Annotated in this window: 14 protein-coding genes and 5 tRNA genes; 14 read left to right on the top strand and 5 right to left on the bottom strand. The window is 70.7% G+C overall.

The features are described from left to right. The first annotated feature begins 70 nt into the window (after positions 1–70). The 4 genes from phaC (at position 71) to AACH11_RS03320 (ending at position 4,755) form a co-directional block, all read left to right on the top strand. A complete protein-coding gene (gene phaC, locus AACH11_RS03335; RefSeq protein ID WP_341372990.1) occupies positions 71–1,708 on the top strand; it encodes a class I poly(R)-hydroxyalkanoic acid synthase in 1,638 nt (545 codons plus the stop codon). Positions 1,709–1,981: 273 nt separating this feature from the next. Next, positions 1,982–3,160, top strand: a complete 1,179-nt coding sequence (locus tag AACH11_RS03330) for an acetyl-CoA C-acetyltransferase (RefSeq protein ID WP_341372776.1) — start codon at positions 1,982–1,984, stop codon at positions 3,158–3,160. A gap of 104 nt (positions 3,161–3,264) precedes the next feature. Beyond that, positions 3,265–4,002 carry an acetoacetyl-CoA reductase gene (gene phbB / locus AACH11_RS03325; RefSeq protein WP_341372775.1) on the top strand — a complete coding sequence of 246 codons (738 nt, stop codon included), beginning with the start codon at positions 3,265–3,267 and terminating at the stop codon, positions 4,000–4,002. 246 nt (positions 4,003–4,248) lie between these two features. Then, entirely contained in the window at positions 4,249–4,755 is a 507-nt protein-coding gene (locus tag AACH11_RS03320) for a hypothetical protein (protein WP_341372774.1), read from the top strand. A gap of 303 nt (positions 4,756–5,058) precedes the next feature. On the opposite strand, the gene AACH11_RS03315 is transcribed toward AACH11_RS03320, so the two are convergent. Beyond that, entirely contained in the window at positions 5,059–5,313 is a 255-nt protein-coding gene (locus tag AACH11_RS03315) for a DUF6538 domain-containing protein (protein ID WP_341372773.1), read from the bottom strand. A 150-nt stretch (positions 5,314–5,463) separates the two neighbouring features. Then, a tRNA-Ala gene (locus AACH11_RS03310) sits at positions 5,464–5,539 on the bottom strand. 435 nt (positions 5,540–5,974) lie between these two features. Here AACH11_RS03310 and AACH11_RS03305 point away from each other — a divergent pair. Continuing rightward, complete coding sequence (locus tag AACH11_RS03305; RefSeq protein ID WP_341372772.1) at positions 5,975–6,847, top strand: alpha/beta hydrolase; 873 nt, start codon at positions 5,975–5,977, stop codon at positions 6,845–6,847. 53 nt (positions 6,848–6,900) lie between these two features. On the opposite strand, the gene AACH11_RS03300 is transcribed toward AACH11_RS03305, so the two are convergent. Both AACH11_RS03300 and AACH11_RS03295 read right to left on the bottom strand, forming a co-directional pair. Next, entirely contained in the window at positions 6,901–7,740 is an 840-nt protein-coding gene (locus tag AACH11_RS03300; RefSeq protein WP_341372771.1) for a pseudouridine synthase, read from the bottom strand. Positions 7,741–7,747: 7 nt separating this feature from the next. Then, positions 7,748–8,197, bottom strand: coding sequence for a YchJ family protein (locus AACH11_RS03295; RefSeq protein ID WP_341372770.1), 450 nt, complete (start codon positions 8,195–8,197; stop codon positions 7,748–7,750). A 140-nt stretch (positions 8,198–8,337) separates the two neighbouring features. Between AACH11_RS03295 and tolB the strand changes: the two genes are divergently transcribed. The 9 genes from tolB (at position 8,338) to AACH11_RS03250 (ending at position 14,108) form a co-directional block, all read left to right on the top strand. Then, positions 8,338–9,666 (top strand): Tol-Pal system beta propeller repeat protein TolB, encoded by a 1,329-nt coding sequence (gene tolB / locus AACH11_RS03290; protein ID WP_423228691.1) that lies wholly within the window; start codon positions 8,338–8,340, stop codon positions 9,664–9,666. Positions 9,667–9,757: 91 nt separating this feature from the next. After that, positions 9,758–10,459, top strand: a complete 702-nt coding sequence (locus tag AACH11_RS03285) for an OmpA family protein (RefSeq protein WP_341372768.1) — start codon at positions 9,758–9,760, stop codon at positions 10,457–10,459. A 71-nt stretch (positions 10,460–10,530) separates the two neighbouring features. After that, positions 10,531–11,391, top strand: a complete 861-nt coding sequence (ybgF, locus tag AACH11_RS03280) for a tol-pal system protein YbgF (RefSeq protein ID WP_341372767.1) — start codon at positions 10,531–10,533, stop codon at positions 11,389–11,391. Next, the gene (locus tag AACH11_RS03275; RefSeq protein WP_423228684.1) at positions 11,391–12,197 is read left to right on the top strand and encodes a tRNA threonylcarbamoyladenosine dehydratase; all 807 of its coding nucleotides are present in this window, start codon (positions 11,391–11,393) and stop codon (positions 12,195–12,197) included. The genes ybgF and AACH11_RS03275 overlap by 1 nt, the downstream gene beginning before the upstream one ends. 75 nt (positions 12,198–12,272) lie before the next feature. After that, a tRNA-Lys gene (locus tag AACH11_RS03270) sits at positions 12,273–12,348 on the top strand. Between the two features lie 41 nt (positions 12,349–12,389). Next, positions 12,390–12,465, top strand: a tRNA-Lys gene (locus AACH11_RS03265). Between the two features lie 58 nt (positions 12,466–12,523). After that, positions 12,524–12,599 (top strand) — tRNA-Lys (locus tag AACH11_RS03260). A gap of 59 nt (positions 12,600–12,658) precedes the next feature. Beyond that, positions 12,659–12,734: transfer RNA gene (locus tag AACH11_RS03255), tRNA-Lys, on the top strand. Positions 12,735–12,983: 249 nt separating this feature from the next. Then, positions 12,984–14,108, top strand: coding sequence for an aminotransferase class V-fold PLP-dependent enzyme (locus AACH11_RS03250; RefSeq protein WP_341372765.1), 1,125 nt, complete (start codon positions 12,984–12,986; stop codon positions 14,106–14,108). A gap of 29 nt (positions 14,109–14,137) precedes the next feature. Here AACH11_RS03250 and AACH11_RS03245 read toward each other — a convergent pair whose 3' ends face one another. Next, positions 14,138–15,415: a putative Na+/H+ antiporter gene (locus tag AACH11_RS03245; protein ID WP_341372764.1), complete on the bottom strand. Its 1,278-nt coding sequence runs from the start codon at positions 15,413–15,415 to the stop codon at positions 14,138–14,140. Positions 15,416–15,689 lie beyond the last annotated feature (274 nt).

Raw genomic sequence — 15,689 nt, 5'->3', positions numbered from 1 at the left:
GATGCAATCGATGTTCCGCCCCATCCCGGACGCGTCCGCGGTGGACAACGCGCAGGCCTTCGGCCATGCGATGGTCGAGACGGCACGGTCCATGGGCGGCGCCCACGTACCCCTGGAGGCGATGAGTCGCCTGCAGGCCGACTACCTCGCGCAGGCCGCCGCGCTGTGGAACGAGTCGCTGACGCAGTGGAGCCGCAGCGGCACGCTGCCCGCGCCCGCCGGTGACCGCCGCTTCGCGGCCGAGGCCTGGTCGCGCAACCCGGTGGCCGCCGCCGCGGCCCAGGCCTATCTGCTGAACGCGCGCACGATGCTGCAGATGGCCGACGCGGTGCAGGCGGATGCCAAGACCAAGGCGCGCATCCGCTTCGCCGTCCAGCAGTGGGTCGATGCGGCCAGCCCGGCCAACTGCCTGGTCACCAATGCCGAGGCGCTGGACAAGGCGGTGCAGACCCAGGGCGAGAGCCTGGCGCAGGGCCTGCAGCTGCTGGCCCATGATCTGGCGCAAGGCCACGTCTCGCAGACCGACGAGAGCGTCTTCGAGGTCGGCCGCAACGTGGCCACCACCGAAGGTGCGGTGGTCTACGAGAACGCGCTGTTCCAGCTGATCGAGTACAAGCCGCTGACGCCCAAGGTGCATGCACGGCCGATGCTGTTCGTGCCGCCGTGCATCAACAAGTACTACATCCTCGACCTGCAGCCGGACAATTCGCTGATCCGCTACACGGTCGAGCAGGGGCACCGCCTGTTCGTCGTCAGCTGGCGCAACGCCGATGCCTCGCTGGCCGCCACCACCTGGGACGACTACATCGCCGACGGCCCGATCCAGGCCATCGAGGTGGTGCGCGAGATCAGCGGCCAGGACCAGATCAACCTGCTGGGCTTCTGCGTCGGCGGCACGCTGCTGAGCACGGCACTGGCTGTGCTGGCCGCCCGCGGCCAGCAGCCGGCGGCCTCGGTCACGCTGCTGACCACGCTGCTGGACTTCAGCGACACCGGCATCCTCGACGTCTTCATCGACGAGGCCGCGGTGCAGCTGCGCGAGATGACCCTCGGCGAGCAGGCGCCGGGCGGCCCCGGCCTGCTCAAGGGCAGCGAGCTGGCCACGACCTTCAGCTTCCTGCGCCCGAACGACCTGGTGTGGAACTACGTCGTCGGCAATTACCTCAAGGGTGAGGCGCCTCCGGCCTTCGACCTGCTGTACTGGAACGGCGACTCGACCAATCTGCCGGGCCCGATGTACTGCTGGTACCTGCGCCACACCTACCTCGACAACGCGCTGCGCGAACCCGGCGCGCTGACCGTCTGCGGCGAGAAGATCGACCTCGGCCGCATCGAGGCGCCGTTCTTCATCTATGGCTCGCGCGAGGACCACATCGTGCCCTGGGCCTCGGCCTATGCCTCGGTGCCGCTGCTGTCCGGCGCGCAGGACCGGACCTTCGTGCTGGGGGCTTCGGGTCACATCGCCGGCGTGATCAACCCGGCGAAGAAGAACAAGCGCAGCCACTGGATCGGTGCGCACCTGCCCGACAGCGCCGAGGACTGGCTGGACAGCGCCACCGAGCGCCCGGGCAGCTGGTGGCCGGTGTGGGCCGAATGGCTCGCCGGCCATGGTGGCGCGCAGGTCGCCGCGCCCAAGGCCTATGGCCGCAAGGGCGCTTACGCCGAGATCGAGCCTGCTCCGGGCCGCTACGTCCAGGCCAAGGCCTGACCTCGACACCGCGGTGTGACCTCCGCCGTGGCCGGCTTCCGCGTGATGCGTGTGTGCCGCAGGCCGTCGTCCACCGTGCCCTTTTCCCGGCCCCGCGCCATCCGGTCATGCCCCCCACGCGGGGGCGGGCCGGGCTGCGCGCGGAGCCCTGCACCGTGCTGTCCGACGGTGCGTCGCGAGGGTAGGGACCCAGGGCCTTACCCCAGGCTTGCGCGGCCTGCCGCGCGGCTACATTCCGTCTGTGTGTGATCCTTTTTCCGTTGGAGCAAGACCGTGACCGATATCGTGATCGTCGCCGCCGCCCGCACCGCCGTGGGCAAGTTCGGCGGCACGCTGGCCAAGACCCCCGCAGCCGAGCTCGGTGCCACTGTCCTGAAGGCGCTGCTCGAGCGCAGCGGTGTCGCCGCTGAACAGGTCGGCGAGGTGATCCTGGGGCAGGTGCTGACCGCAGGCTGCGGCCAGAACCCGGCGCGCCAGTCGGTCATCAAGGCCGGCATGCCCGAAGGCGTGCCCGCGATGACCATCAACAAGGTCTGCGGCTCGGGCCTGAAGGCCGTGATGCTGGGTGCCCAGGCCATCCGCGACGGTGACAGCGAGATCATCATCGCCGGCGGCCAGGAGAGCATGAGCCTGTCGCCCCACGTGCTGCCGGCCAGCCGCGACGGCCAGCGCATGGGCAACTGGTCGCTGGTCGACACCATGGTCAACGACGGCCTGTGGGATGTCTACAACCAGTACCACATGGGCATCACGGCCGAGAACGTGGCCAAGGCCTACGGCATCAGCCGTGAGGAGCAGGACGCGCTGGCCCTGGCCAGCCAGCTCAAGGCCGCCGCCGCCCAGGAAGCCGGCCGCTTCAACGACGAGATCGTCCCCGTCACGATCCCGCAGCGCAAGGGTGATCCGCTGGTCTTCGCCGCCGACGAGTTCATCAACAAGAAGACCAGCGCCGAGGCCCTGGCCGGCCTGCGTCCGGCCTTCGACAAGGCCGGCTCGGTGACCGCCGGCAACGCCTCGGGCCTCAACGACGGCGCCGCCGCCGTGATGCTGATGTCGGCCGCCAAGGCGCAGGCCCTGGGTCTGAAGCCGATGGCCCGCATCGCCAGCTACGCCTCGGCCGGCCTGGATCCCAAGATCATGGGCATGGGCCCGGTGCCGGCCGCCCGCAAGGCGCTGCAGCGCGCCGGCTGGTCGGCCGCCGATCTCGATCTGCTCGAGATCAACGAGGCCTTCGCCGCCCAGGCCTGTGCCGTGCACAAGGAAATGGGCTGGGACACCAGCAAGGTCAACGTCAACGGCGGGGCGATCGCCATCGGCCACCCGATCGGCGCCTCCGGCTGCCGCGTGCTGGTCACGCTGCTGCACGAGATGGTCAAGCGCGATGCCAAGAAGGGCATCGCCAGCCTGTGCATCGGTGGCGGCATGGGCGTGGCCCTGACCGTCGAGCGCTGAGCCGACCTCCCCCCGGTCGGGCAGGTGCCCGGCCGGACCCGTTCCGACAGAGCCGGCGCATGGTGCGACCGGCCCCCAACTGACACACACCCGAGGAGCACTCCATGACCCAGAAAGTTGCCTACGTCACCGGCGGCATGGGCGGTATCGGTACCGCGATCTGCCAGCGCCTGGCCAAGGATGGTTTCAAGGTCATCGCCGGCTGCGGCCCGAGCCGTGACGCCCAGAAGTGGCTCGACGAGCAGAAGGCGCTCGGCTACACCTTCCACGCCTCGGTCGGCAACGTCGCCGACTGGGATTCGACGGTCGCGGCCTTCAGCAAGTCCATCGCCGAGCACGGCCAGATCGACGTGCTGGTCAACAACGCCGGCATCACGCGCGACCGCATGTTCCTGAAGATGACGCCCGAGGACTGGAAGGCCGTCATCGACACCAACCTGAACTCCATGTTCAACGTGACCAAGCAGGTCGTGCCGGGCATGGTCGAGCGGGGCTGGGGCCGCATCGTCCAGATCTCGTCGGTCAACGGCGAGAAGGGCCAGGCGGGCCAGACCAACTACTCGGCCGCCAAGGCCGGCATGCACGGCTTCACGATGGCCCTGGCCCAGGAACTGGCCGCCAAGGGCGTGACGGTCAACACCGTCAGCCCGGGCTACATCGGCACCGACATGGTCCGCGCGATCAAGCCCGAGATCCTGGACAAGATCGTCGGCACCATCCCGGTCAAGCGCCTGGGCACGCCCGACGAGATCGGCTCGATCGTCGCCTGGCTGTCGGGCCCGGATTCGGGTTTCACCACCGGCGCCGACTTCAGCGTCAACGGCGGCCTGCACATGGGCTGATCGTCCCCGCACCGGCCCGTCCGCGCAGGCGGATGGGCGATGCGCGAGAAGGCCGCGCTCCGCAAGGGGCGTGGCCTTTTTTCATCGGCCATCGCCGTCGCGTGGGGCCTTGCCGACGACAAGGCCCGGGTGCGGACGTCGTCATGATCTGTCCGCGTCCTGTCGTCCGGCGGCTCAAGTCCGCGGGCCTTCCGTCCGAAAGAAAGGGGGCGGCAATCGGCCGTGACACCCGACGGGAGCGTGCACATGGGGCCGCTTTGCCTGCGGGGTCTCGCGGCTGTCGGGCTGTTCTGCGCGCTGACCCCTCTTGAGCCGGCCCTGGCGGCCGGAACCGACGATGCCGGACACGGTGCGCTGTGGCTCACCAGCGGCTTCCTCTCGCATCACACCCGCCATGCCGACCGCTACAACGAGCGCAACGACGGGTTGGGCCTGGAGTGGCGCTTGAACGATGACTGGCAGGTCAACCTGGGGCACTACCGGAACTCGGTCAGGCACGGCAGCAGCTACCTGCAACTGGCCTGGACGCCCTGGCAGATCGGCGATGGTGAGGGGCCGCGGTTGCGGCTCGGCGGCAGCGTCGGCCTGGTCAACGGCTATCCGACGCTGGCCGGTGGTCGCTGGTATCCGACGCTGATGCCGATGGCTGGCGCCGAATGGGGCCGCGTCGGCCTGAATCTGGTCTACATCCCGACGGTCGACCGCCGGGTGGACGGCGCGTTCGCGCTGCAGGCGCGCATCCGGGTCTGGTGATCGCGACGCGTGCACGCCGGGGCGCTGGTGGACGCCGGGACAACGGGTCACTTGGGCGTCTTGCACATGGTGACGTCACACAGTCGGCTTGACGGGCCCGTCTCTGGCGGTTCCAGGGCGTTCCGGGCCCAGCATGTCGGCTCAGCTTCTGAGCGGCGGCTTCCTGGGTCTTCAGGGTCTTGGTCGATCGTGCCGCGCCCGTGGGGCCTGCCGGTTCCCAGGCCCGGCAAGCGTCCATTGGCGTGTCGCGAGTCGTGGCGCTCCCGGGCCTGGGCAGCGGCAGGGTAGCGGCGCGCCATGGCGTCAACGGGCCTGTGTCATGTCGATGCTGGCGGTCGATGCGGCCTCGTTCTCGCTGCGCATGGCGGAGAACTTGAAGTCCCAGGCGGCGGCGCGTCGCTTGGCTTCGGAGTTCGCCGAGCGCAGGTCGCGGACCTTCAGGGAGGACCGCTCCGCCCACTTGGACGGGAACCTGGGTTGGAGGTCGGCCGGGACCGCTTGACAGAACCACCAGTAGCTGGTGCCGGGGCGCTGGTGGACGCCAGGATAACGGGTCACTTGGGTGTCTTGCACACAGTGACTTCACACAGTCCGCTTGGCGGGCCCGCTCCTGGCCGTTCCGGGCCATCCGTCCAGACCCCGGCCATGCCAGAAAGTCCAGAAAGAACAAAGGGTTGCGGCCTTTCGGTGCAACCCTTCGCAGGTGTGTGGTGGAGACGAGGAGGATCGAACTCCTGACCTTCGCATTGCGAACGCGACGCTCTCCCAGCTGAGCTACGCCCCCACATGAGCTTCGTAGTATAGCGGCCTTTCCCATGATGGCGTCAAGTGGTTTTGCGCCTGATCCGGTGGCTGCGTGCGTCCCGGTGGGTTCAGGCGGGCGGCCATCGCCTGAACCCGGTGTCGTCAGCTGCCGCGCGGCGCGGCCTGTTTCTGTGGCCCGTCCGCGGTGGGCGCCGGGCCGTGGCCAGGTCCGGATCCGGTCAGTGGCTGGCGCGAGGGGCGGCGCGTGGGCCGTCGGGCCGGCCGCTCCGACGTGCGCTGTCCGTTGCCTTCCAGCGAGGTGGCCGTGACAGCTCGCACTGTCCGTACCCCCGTGCCGGGGTCGAGGTGGGCGCCAAATGCGGTCGGGCTGCTATCGTGTCGGGTTTTGATGGACGCCAACCGGACGCTGCCGATGCCCACCCGCACACGCCGATCACCCGAGACTGCCGCCACCGTGCCCGATACCGGTGCCGGCCGGGACGCGGCCTGGCTGCAGGCGCAGTACGACCACCGTGCCCGCGTGCCGGGCGCCCAGGCGCTGATGGCGCGGTGGGCCCAGGCCTCGGCGCTGTCGCGTGCGCGCATGACCTGTGAGCTCGACCTGCGCTATGGCGAGGCCGACGCGATGACGCTGGATGTCTTCCCGGCCCGCCGGTCGGGCGCGCCGGTGCTGATCTTCATCCACGGCGGTTGGTGGCGCTCCAAGGACAAGTCCGACATGTCCTTCGTCGCGCCCGCCTTCGTGCAGGCCGGCGCGATGGTCGTGGTGCCGAACTACACGCTGGCGCCGCAGGCCTCGATCGCCGACATCGCGCTGCAACTGACCCAGGCCGTGGCCTGGACCTTCCGCCACGCACGCCATTACGGCGGCGATCCGATGCAGATCGCCGTGGCCGGGCATTCGGCCGGTGGCCATCTGGCGGCCATGCTGGCCTGCTGTGACTGGACCCAGGTGGCCGATGATCTGCCGCCCGAGGTCGTGACCGGTGCGCTCGGGGTGTCCGGGGTCTATGACCTGGCACCGATCCGCGAGGTGCCGTTCCTGCGCGACGATCTGCGTCTGCAGGCGGCCGATGTGGCGCGTCTGTCGCCGGCGGCCTTCCCGGCCCCGCCGGTGCCGGTGCTGTCGCTGGTCGGCGCCGATGAAAGCCCGGCGCAGATCGCCCAGCAGCGCGCGCTGAAGGCGGCCTGGGGGCCGGCCCTGACCGTGGCCGAAGAGCTCCCCGGCCGCGACCATTTCACCGTCATGCACGATCTGGTCGAGCGCGGCACGGTCGCGCATGGCTGCGCACTCGGCCTGTTGGGCCTGCGGCCGCAGATGGACTGATGCCCGGACGGGCGCGCGTGCGTCCGGCGCGCGCGGGCCCGGGTTCTCCGGCGTCAGCCGATGTCCGGTCGGTGCGCCGGATTCGATGGTCCGGCTGATCCGGCCGGTCCGTCCGGGTGGGTCCAGCGCTCCCAGTCCGCCCATTCCGGCCCGGGTGGCGCCTCCAGGCGCAGCCGTCGTGCGGCGTCGTCGGGGTGGGGCACGTCCAGCAGGGCGGCATGCAGCCACAGACGGTTCAGGCCGTACCAGGTGGCCAGCGTGCGGTTCAGCGGGCCCTTGCCGTGCGTGCTGTCGCCGATCAGTGGATGGCCGATGTGCTTGGCATGGCGGCGGATCTGGTGGCGGCGGCCTTGCCGAGGGCTGAGCGCCAGCAGGGCCAGGCGGGTGCGCTCGTGTGTGCTGGATGTGCGCAGGGGCACCTCCAGGCAGGCCAGCCGCTGCCACGAGGTACAGGCTTCGAGCTGGGGCTGGCCGGCCGACGGGCGCTCCGGATCGCGGGCCAGGGGATGGGTGCACAGGCCGTGCTCGGCCGGCCAGCCGCGCACCAGGGCCCGATAACGCTTGTGCGTGCGCCCGCCGGCGAAGGCCGCGCCCAGCCGGCGTGCGGCGTCGACATCGCGGGCGAAGAGCAGCACGCCCGAGGTGCCCTTGTCCAGCCGGTGGACCGGCCACAGCGGCAGGTCCAGGCGTTCCCGCAGCAGGGTGAGTGCGTCGTGCTCGGCGTGGGCGTCGAGCGCGCTGCGGTGGACGAGCAGGCCGGCCGGCTTGTGCACGGCGATCAACCGCGCGTCGCGGTGCAGCAGCGGCAGTGGCCAGCGGTCGGCGTCGGAGGCCGGACCGGCTGTGCCCGAGGCATCGGCCGTGGCGATCTCATCGGAGGGGTCGGCCGGCACGGGGCGTTCAACCGCCGGCATGCAGCGTACCGTCCACGTACCACCAGCGCACGCCGGTACCGTCGGCGTCCTCGGACACGAAGCGGCTGGTCTCGTGCAGGCGGTGGCCGCGTCCGCCCAGGCGCGACCGCGCGACGAACTCGACCTCGGCCCGGCCGGGCTCCGGTGTGCGTGCGCTGCGCACCTGCAGGCCCAGCCAACGCACCGCCGGGTCGGTGTCCAGCTCGGCCGGGCAGGTCGATGGATGCCAGGTGCGCCTCAGGTAGTCGGTCAGACCGAGCACGTAGGCGCTGTAGCGCGAGCGCATCAGCTGGGCCGCATCGGGGGCCTGCAGGTGCAGCGGCCCTTCATGCCAGCGGCCGCAGCAGGCCGCCAGGGGTCGCGCGCTGCCACAAGGACAGGCGCTGTGCGCGAGGGCGCGGGCAGCGGCGAAGGCAGGGGCGGGAGGGCGGGCCATGGGCGCGGATTGTCGCTGCGGCGGCGCCCGGGCCCTGCCTACAATCCACGCCTTGCGCCGTCCCGCACCCTTGCGTGGTACGGGCCGCACGCGGCGTATCCGGGGGGAACCGCCGCTGCTCCTGACACTCCATGCCTGAGATGACCGATCGTCGAAGTTTCCATCGCGCGTTGCTGGGCAGCGCGCTCGGCCTGACGGCCGGTGCCGGTGCCGGCCTGGGCGGCGCCCTGTGGCCGTCGGCCGTCCGTGCGCAGTACCGTGTCGAGATCGCCGGCATCGGCGCCAACCAGCTGCCGGTGGCCGTGGTCGCCTTCCGTGGCGAGGAGCAGCTGGCCCAGCCGGTGGCCCCGGTGCTGCGGGCCGATCTGGTGCGATCGGGCGTCTTCCGCCTGATCGAGGCGCCCGGGGTGATGGACGAGAGCAGCCAGCCGGTGATCGCCGACTGGCGCGGCCGCGGCGCCGACGCGCTGGTGCTGGGCTCGGCCACGCGCCTGGCCGATGGCCGCATCGACGTGCGCTACAAGTTGTGGGACGTGGTCAAGGGCGAGGATCTGGGCGGCCAGAGCGTGGTCGTGCCGGCGGCCGATCTGCGGCTGGCCGCGCACCGCATCGCCGATCTGCTGCAGAAGCGCCTGACCGGCGAAGCGGGTGTCAACGCCACGCGCATCGCCTACGTCACCAAGGGCGGCGGCCGCTACCAGCTGCACATCGCCGACGCCGACGGCCTGGGCGACCAGGTCGGCCTGACCAGCCCGCAGCCCATCATTTCGCCGTCCTGGTCGCCCGATGGCCGCCGGTTGGCCTACGTGTCCTTCGAGCGCGGCAAGGCCGTGGTGATGGTGCAGAACGTGGCCGACGGTCAGCGCCGGTCGGTGGCGGCCTGGCGCGGCAGCAACAGTGCCCCGACCTGGTCGCCGGATGGCAAGCGGCTGGTGGTCACCCTCTCGCGTGACGGTCCGTCCCAGCTGTACATGCTGGATCTGGACACCGATGGCGTGCGCCGCTTCAGCTTCAGCAACGCCATCGACACCGAGGCCACGTTCTCGCCCGACGGCCGCTGGGTCTACTTCGTCAGCGACCGCAGCGGTGGTCCGCAGATCTACCGCAAGCGGGCCGACGATTTCTCCGCCGAAGGGGCGCAAGCCGAGCGCGTGACCTTCAGTGGCAGCTACAACATCAGCCCGTCCATCAGCCCGGACGGTCGCTGGCTCGCCTATGTCAACCGCAACGGGGGCTTTCGCACGATGCTGATGCCGCTGGACGGCGGAGGCGCGGCCCAGCCAGTCGGTGACAGCACCGATGACGAGAGCCCGAGCTTCGCGCCCAACAGCCGTCTGTTGCTCTACGCGACCCGCGCCAAGGGCCGCGACGTGCTGATGACCAGCACGCTCGACGGCAGTGTGCGCACGCCGCTGCTGATCACCGGCGCCGACGTGCGCGAGCCGGCCTGGGGACCCTACACGCCGTGATGAGGGGTGCCGGCCCGCCTCGCGCCGGCATGCCCCCGACGCCGCCACACCGGCGTCCCGTTTCCTCCATCGCCTCCTGCCGAGTCCATCGATGAGCCACGAACACCGCCTTTCGCCGCCCCGATCATCCGGTGCGTCCGCGCCTCGAGCCGGCCGTTGGCCGCTGCTGGCCCTGACCGCCCTGTCGGTGCTGGCTGCCGGCTGCAGCACGCCGATCAAGCTCGACGACACGCCGGTGGAGTCGCGCGACATCGGCGGGGCGGCTGCCGCGTCAGCGCCTGCGTCGGCCGCGGTCGCGCCGGTCCGCACGCAGCCGGTGGAGGATCCGCTGGTGGCCACCACCCGTGTGCTGCCGCAGTCGCGCGTGGCCAGTGTGGAGCTGGTGCCGCGCGGCGCCGGTGCCGGCGGGGCCGTCACCGGTGAGGGGTCGGCGGCCGGCACGGCCGTCGACGCCACCCCGGTCGGCGACGGACGCACCGTGTTCTTCGACTACGACAGTGACGTCGTGCAGCCCCAGTACCAGGGCGTGGTCGATGCGCAGGCCCGGCGGCTGGCCGCCGCCAGATCCCTGCGGCTGACCGTCGAAGGCCATACCGATGCCCGCGGCGGCTCGGAGTACAACCTGGCGCTCGGTCAGAAGCGGGCCGAGGCCGTGGTGCGGGCGCTGCAGCTGCTGGGCGCCGATCCTGCGCGGCTCGATGCCGTGAGCTACGGCAAGGAGCGGCCGCTCGCCAACGGTCAGGACGAGGTGTCCTTCGCCCGCAACCGGCGCGCCGAGCTGCGCGACCGCTGAACCGCCGCACGGCCCGGACTCCGGCTGCCGCCGCCGACCGGCCTTCGACCGAGCGATCTGAATCGACCATGATGCCCCGCCTGCTCCGCCCGTTTTCTCCTTCCGCCACCGGCCTGCGCCTGGGGGCGCTGACCCTTGCCTTGCTGCTGGCGCCGTCCGCTCGCGCCGGCCTGTTCGACGACGAGGAGGCCCGGCGCGCGATCCTGGATCTGCGCACCCGCATCACCACCAACGATGACGCGGCCAAGGCCCGTTCGGCCGAGCTCGCGCAGGCCAACGCCCAGTTGCTCGAACAGCTGCAGCAGCTGCGCCGCGGCTTGCTGGAGCTCAGCACCCAGCTCGACGCGATGAAGGCCGACAACGCCCGGTTGCGGGGCAGCAACGAGCAGCTGCAGCGCGATCAGCAGAAGGCCCAGCAGGACCAGCAGGCGCTGGCCACCAGCGTCGCCGAGCTGCAGCGTCAGCTCAAGGACCAGCTGGCCTCGGTGCAGGACCGCCTGAAGAAGGTCGAACCGGTCAAGGTCAGTGTCGACGGCCGTGACTTCCTCGCCGACCCGGACGAGAAGCGCGGCTACGACGCGGCACTGGCCGCGTTGCGCACGGGCGATTTCGACAAGGGGGCGGCCGCCCTGACCGGCTTCCTGAGGCGCTGGCCCGAGAGCGGCTACGGGGACAGCGCGCGCTTCTGGCTGGCCAACGCGCTGTACGGACAGAAGAACTACAAGGATGCGATCGCCACCTTCCGCAGCGTGGTCAGCAACGCGCCCGAGCATCCGCGTGCGCCGGAGGCCCTGCTGAGCATCGCCAGCTGCCAGGTCGAGATGAAGGACACGAAGACGGCCCGCAAGACGATCGAGGAGCTGATCAAGGCCTACCCGCAGAGCGAGGCAGCCAACGCCGGACGTGAGCGGCTGGCCGGGCTCAAGGGCTGATGGCCGGCATCGAGCCGGGCATGCCGGAGGCATTGCCCGCGGTCGCTGACCCGGACCTGGAGCGGCGCTTCGGTGGCCTGCGACGGCTGTGGGGGGAGACGGCCTATGCGCGGCTGCGCGGCCTGCGCTGCGCGGTCGTCGGTCTCGGCGGCGTCGGCAGCTGGGCGGCCGAGGCGCTGGCCCGCAGCGGGGTGGCCGAACTGGTGCTGATCGATCTGGATCAGGTCGCCGAGTCCAACATCAATCGTCAGGTGCAGGCGGTGGGCCGCAGCGTCGGCCAGGCCAAGGTCGATGCACTGGCCGAGCGCATCGCCGACATCCATCCCGGCTGTCGCGTGCACCGCGTCGAGGAGTTCGCCAGCGCGGACAACTGGCCGGCCTTGCTGCCGGTGGCCGTCGACGGTGTGATCGATGCCTGTGACCAGAGCCAGGCCAAGCTGGCGCTGGCGGCCTGGGCCTTGCGTGAGCGGCAGCTGCTGGTGTGTGTCGGCGCCGCCGGCGGCAAGCTGCAGGCCCAGGCGGTGGAGGTGGCCGATCTGGCCGACACCACGCATGACCCGCTGCTGGCCGGTCTGCGCCAGCGCCTGCGCAAGCAGGCCGGCGCTGCGCGCCAGGGCCGCATCGGCCTGAGCTGCGTGTTCTCCCGCGAGGCGGTGCGGCCGCCGCAGGACGCGGCCTGCGACAGCGGCACGGCCGGCGGCGACGGCAGCCTGAACTGTCACGGCTATGGCTCGACGGTCACGGTGACGGCCACCTTCGGCCTGGTGGCTGCCGGTGAACTGCTGCGGCGGGCGACCGGGCGTTGAGCCGACTGCGGCGAAAAATGATGACAAGCTCAGAAATGACGTGCTAGAATCATTGTCTTCGCTGATTGATGCGGCGGGTCGTTAGCTCAGCCGGTAGAGCAGCGGACTTTTAATCCGTTGGTCGCAGGTTCGAATCCTGCACGACCCACCAGACGCGTCGATCGCGTGAAGTGCCGGAGCAATCCGGACCGGGGGCTCTTAGCTCAGTTGGTAGAGCAGCGGACTCTTAATCCGTTGGTCGAGTGTTCGAGTCACTCAGGGCCCACCAACGTTTCTTTTCGTCTTGCGTCGCGTGCGCCGGCTCTGTCGGTGCAGGTGACACGGACGGGCTCTTAGCTCAGTTGGTAGAGCAGCGGACTCTTAATCCGTAGGTCGAGTGTTCGAGTCACTCAGGGCCCACCACAGTTTCTTTATCGTCTTGCGTCGCGTGCGCCGGTTCTGCCGGTGCAGGTGACACGGACGGGCTCTTAGCTCAGTTGGTAGAGCAGCGGACTCTTAATCCGTAGGTCGAGTGTTCGAGTCACTCAGGGCCCACCAGCATCACCGGCGCGCAGGCGCCGGGCAAGAAGGACTTGGCGGAAACGTCAGGTCCTTTTTTGTTTTGGGCTGACTTGCTGCGGGCTGGCCGGTCCGGATCCGCCGGGACCCGGGTGATGCCCACCGCGCGGGTGGTAATCTGTCCGGCGACGAGCCGTCGCACGAGGTGCCGGCTGCAGGCCTCGGGCGCAGGTGGCGCGCTGGCTGCGGTACGGTCCGTGAAGACGGTCGCGCTGCTGGAGACTGCACATGCCCGCCCTTCGCCCTGACGTCGATCCTGATGGTCTGCTCGAGTACTCGGTCGTCTACACCGATCGTGCGCTGAACCACATGTCCGCCCGCTTCCAGGGCGTGATGCGGGATTTCTCCGACCTGCTGTGCCGGGTCTACCAGGCCGATCAGGCCGTCGTGGTGCCGGGCAGCGGGACCTTCGGCATGGAGGCGGTGGCGCGCCAGTTCGCCAGCGGGCGGCCTGCACTGGTCGTGCGCAATGGTTGGTTCAGCTACCGCTGGAGCCAGATCTTCGACATGGGGAGCATCCCGTCGGTGCACGAGGTCTGCAAGGCGCGGCGCACGGGGGCCGGTCCCCAGGCACCGTTCGAGCCGGCACCGCTGGACGAGGTGATCGCCGCGATCGAGCGCCTGCGTCCGGCCGTGGTCTGTGCGCCGCATGTCGAGACGGCCAGCGGCCTGTTGCTGGGCGACGACTACCTGCGGCGCCTGGCCGAGGCCACGCATGCGGTCGGCGGCCTGCTGGTGCTGGACTGCATCGCCTCGGGCTGCCTGTGGGTCGACATGAGGGCCCTGGGCGTGGATGTGCTGGTCACGGCGCCGCAGAAGGGATGGAGTGGCTCGCCCGGCTGTGCCTTCGTGATGTTGTCCGCCCGTGCGATCGAGGCCATGGCGGGCACCACCAGCAGCAGCTTCGCCTGTGATCTGAAGAAGTGGTCGCAGATCATGGAGGCCTACCGGGCCGGGGGGCATGCCTACCACGCGACCATGCCCACGGACAGTCTCGCCCACAACCGTGACGTGATGCGCGAGTGCGAGGTCATCGGCTTCGAGCGCCTGCAGGACGCCCAACGCACGCTCGGCCGGGCGGTGCGCACGCTGCTGGTCGAGCGTGGTTTCCCGAGCGTGGCGGCGGCGGGCTGGCAGGCGCCCGGGGTCGTCGTCAGCTACACCCAGGATCCGGAGATCCAGTCCGCACGCGCCTTTGCACCCCTGGGCCTGCAGACGGCGGCCGGTGTGCCGCTGCAGTGCGACGAGGGGCCCGACTTCCGCACCTTCCGCCTCGGGCTGTTCGGGCTCGACAAGCTGCGGGATGTCGACGGCACGGTCGGCCGCCTGCGCGCGGCGCTCGACCGGCTCTGACGGGAGGGGCCCCGGCGCCTGCGCCGCGTTCAGCCGAGCAGCAGCAGGGCGCTGGCGGCCACCGCCGTCGGTGCCAGTGCGCCGGCCAGCAGGCCCAGCAGGTTGATCGATCCGCCGGTGAAGCCGGCGCGCAGCAGGGCGGCACCCGCGGGGTTCGGTGCATTGGCGATCACCGTCAGGCCGCCGCCGGCCACCGCACCGGCCACCAGCATGTGGCGGGCGGTCTCCGACAGCCCGTCGATCTGCGTGCCCAGATAGGTCAGCGCCGCGTTGTCGGTGATGGCCGTCAGGCCGAGCGCGCCGAAGAACAGCGCCAGCGGCTCCAGGCCCGAGACCACCGGCTGCAGCCACCAGCGCTGCAGGCCGCCCAGCACCACCAGTCCGGCCAGGAAGAAGGCCACCAGCAGTGCCTCCTTCAGCAGCAGCGGAGTCTGGTGGCGGGCATAGGCCGTGGTGTAGCCCATGAACAGCAGGAACAGGCCGATGAAGGCCACCGGATGGTGGGCCAGCGCCACCACACCGGCCAGCAGCAGCGCGTGGATGAGCGTGACCATCGGCGGTACCGGCCGCTGTGCCTGCGGATCGACCGATCGCGGCAGCGGGGCCGGCCGCAGATGACGGCGCAGGGCCAGCACCGCCAGCGTGGCATTGGCCAGCACCGCCAGCGCCGACTTCCAGCCGAAGTGCTGCAGCATGTAGGCGCTGTCCCAGCCCCAGGGGCCGGCGACCATCAGCACCGGCGGTGCCGCATAGGCGGTCAGCGTGCCGCCGATCGACACGTTGACGAACAGCACGCCTAGCGCCAGGTACTTCAGCCGCTCGGGCAGGTCGGTCATGAACACCAGCGGCGCCAGCAGCAGGGCGGCGATGGTCATGGCCGCCGGCTCGGTGATCAGCGAGCCCAGCAGCGGCACGCCGGCCAGACCCAGCCAGACGGCGCTCAGGTGGGCGATGCCGCCGGTCAGGCCGCTCAACTGGCGCACCAGCGCGAACACCGCGTCGAGGATCGGCCGTGAGCCGGCGATCACCATGACGACGAAGACGAATAGCGGCTCGGTGTAGTTGCGGGTCTCGATGTAGTCCAGCGACTGGGCGGGACCGACCACCAGCGCCAGCAGCAGGGTCAGCACGATGGCCCAGAAGCCGAACACCACCTCGACCTCGCCGAGCAGGTGCAGCAGGCCGGCATGGCGCGGCAGGCGCGTGGCCAGGCGCTCGAACAGATGGGCGCAGAAGGTGTGCAGCAGGGCCAGCGCGAAGACGCCGGTGGCGATCGCCTGCAGGGTGTCGGGGGTGGGCAAGGGCATCGGGGCTCCGGTCGGCCGGGCCGTTGCGCTGATCCGGGCCCGGTGTGCGCAGACCTCCGCAGGAGGGCTGTCGGCGCACCGTGGCCCGGCCGCAGGCGGCCCGAGGTCCACGCGGCGGCCCGACCGGCGTGCGATGCCTGCAGGCCCCTGGATGCGCGGCGTCGGGCGACGCTGCATCAGGTGGGCCTGCACCCTTGGGCCGGATTCTAGAGGCCCGTGTCGGGCCGCAGGGACCGGATGCGGCGGCCGCCGGCAGGGCGGACCGCCGCGTGCG

The sequence above is a fragment of the Pseudaquabacterium rugosum genome, assembly GCF_038066575.1.
In the GTDB taxonomy this organism is placed as follows: Bacteria; Pseudomonadota; Gammaproteobacteria; order Burkholderiales; family Burkholderiaceae_C; genus Pseudaquabacterium; species Pseudaquabacterium rugosum.
This window is presented reverse-complemented; position numbering and strand designations above follow the sequence as displayed.

Excerpts from the sequence above, each read along its gene's own strand:
- AACH11_RS03285 (WP_341372768.1), top strand. The coding sequence starts at position 9,758 with ATGAGCCACGAACACCGCCTTTCGCCGCCCCGATCATCCGGTGCGTCC.
- phaC (WP_341372990.1), top strand. The coding sequence starts at position 71 with ATGGTCGAGACGGCACGGTCCATGGGCGGCGCCCACGTACCCCTGGAG.
- phbB (WP_341372775.1), top strand. The coding sequence starts at position 3,265 with ATGACCCAGAAAGTTGCCTACGTCACCGGCGGCATGGGCGGTATCGGT.
- AACH11_RS03320 (WP_341372774.1), top strand. The coding sequence starts at position 4,249 with ATGGGGCCGCTTTGCCTGCGGGGTCTCGCGGCTGTCGGGCTGTTCTGC.
- AACH11_RS03275 (WP_423228684.1), top strand. The coding sequence starts at position 11,391 with ATGGCCGGCATCGAGCCGGGCATGCCGGAGGCATTGCCCGCGGTCGCT.
- tolB (WP_423228691.1), top strand. The coding sequence starts at position 8,338 with ATGACCGATCGTCGAAGTTTCCATCGCGCGTTGCTGGGCAGCGCGCTC.
- AACH11_RS03295 (WP_341372770.1), bottom strand. The coding sequence starts at position 8,197 with ATGGCCCGCCCTCCCGCCCCTGCCTTCGCCGCTGCCCGCGCCCTCGCG.
- AACH11_RS03245 (WP_341372764.1), bottom strand. The coding sequence starts at position 15,415 with ATGCCCTTGCCCACCCCCGACACCCTGCAGGCGATCGCCACCGGCGTC.
- ybgF (WP_341372767.1), top strand. The coding sequence starts at position 10,531 with ATGCCCCGCCTGCTCCGCCCGTTTTCTCCTTCCGCCACCGGCCTGCGC.
- AACH11_RS03250 (WP_341372765.1), top strand. The coding sequence starts at position 12,984 with ATGCCCGCCCTTCGCCCTGACGTCGATCCTGATGGTCTGCTCGAGTAC.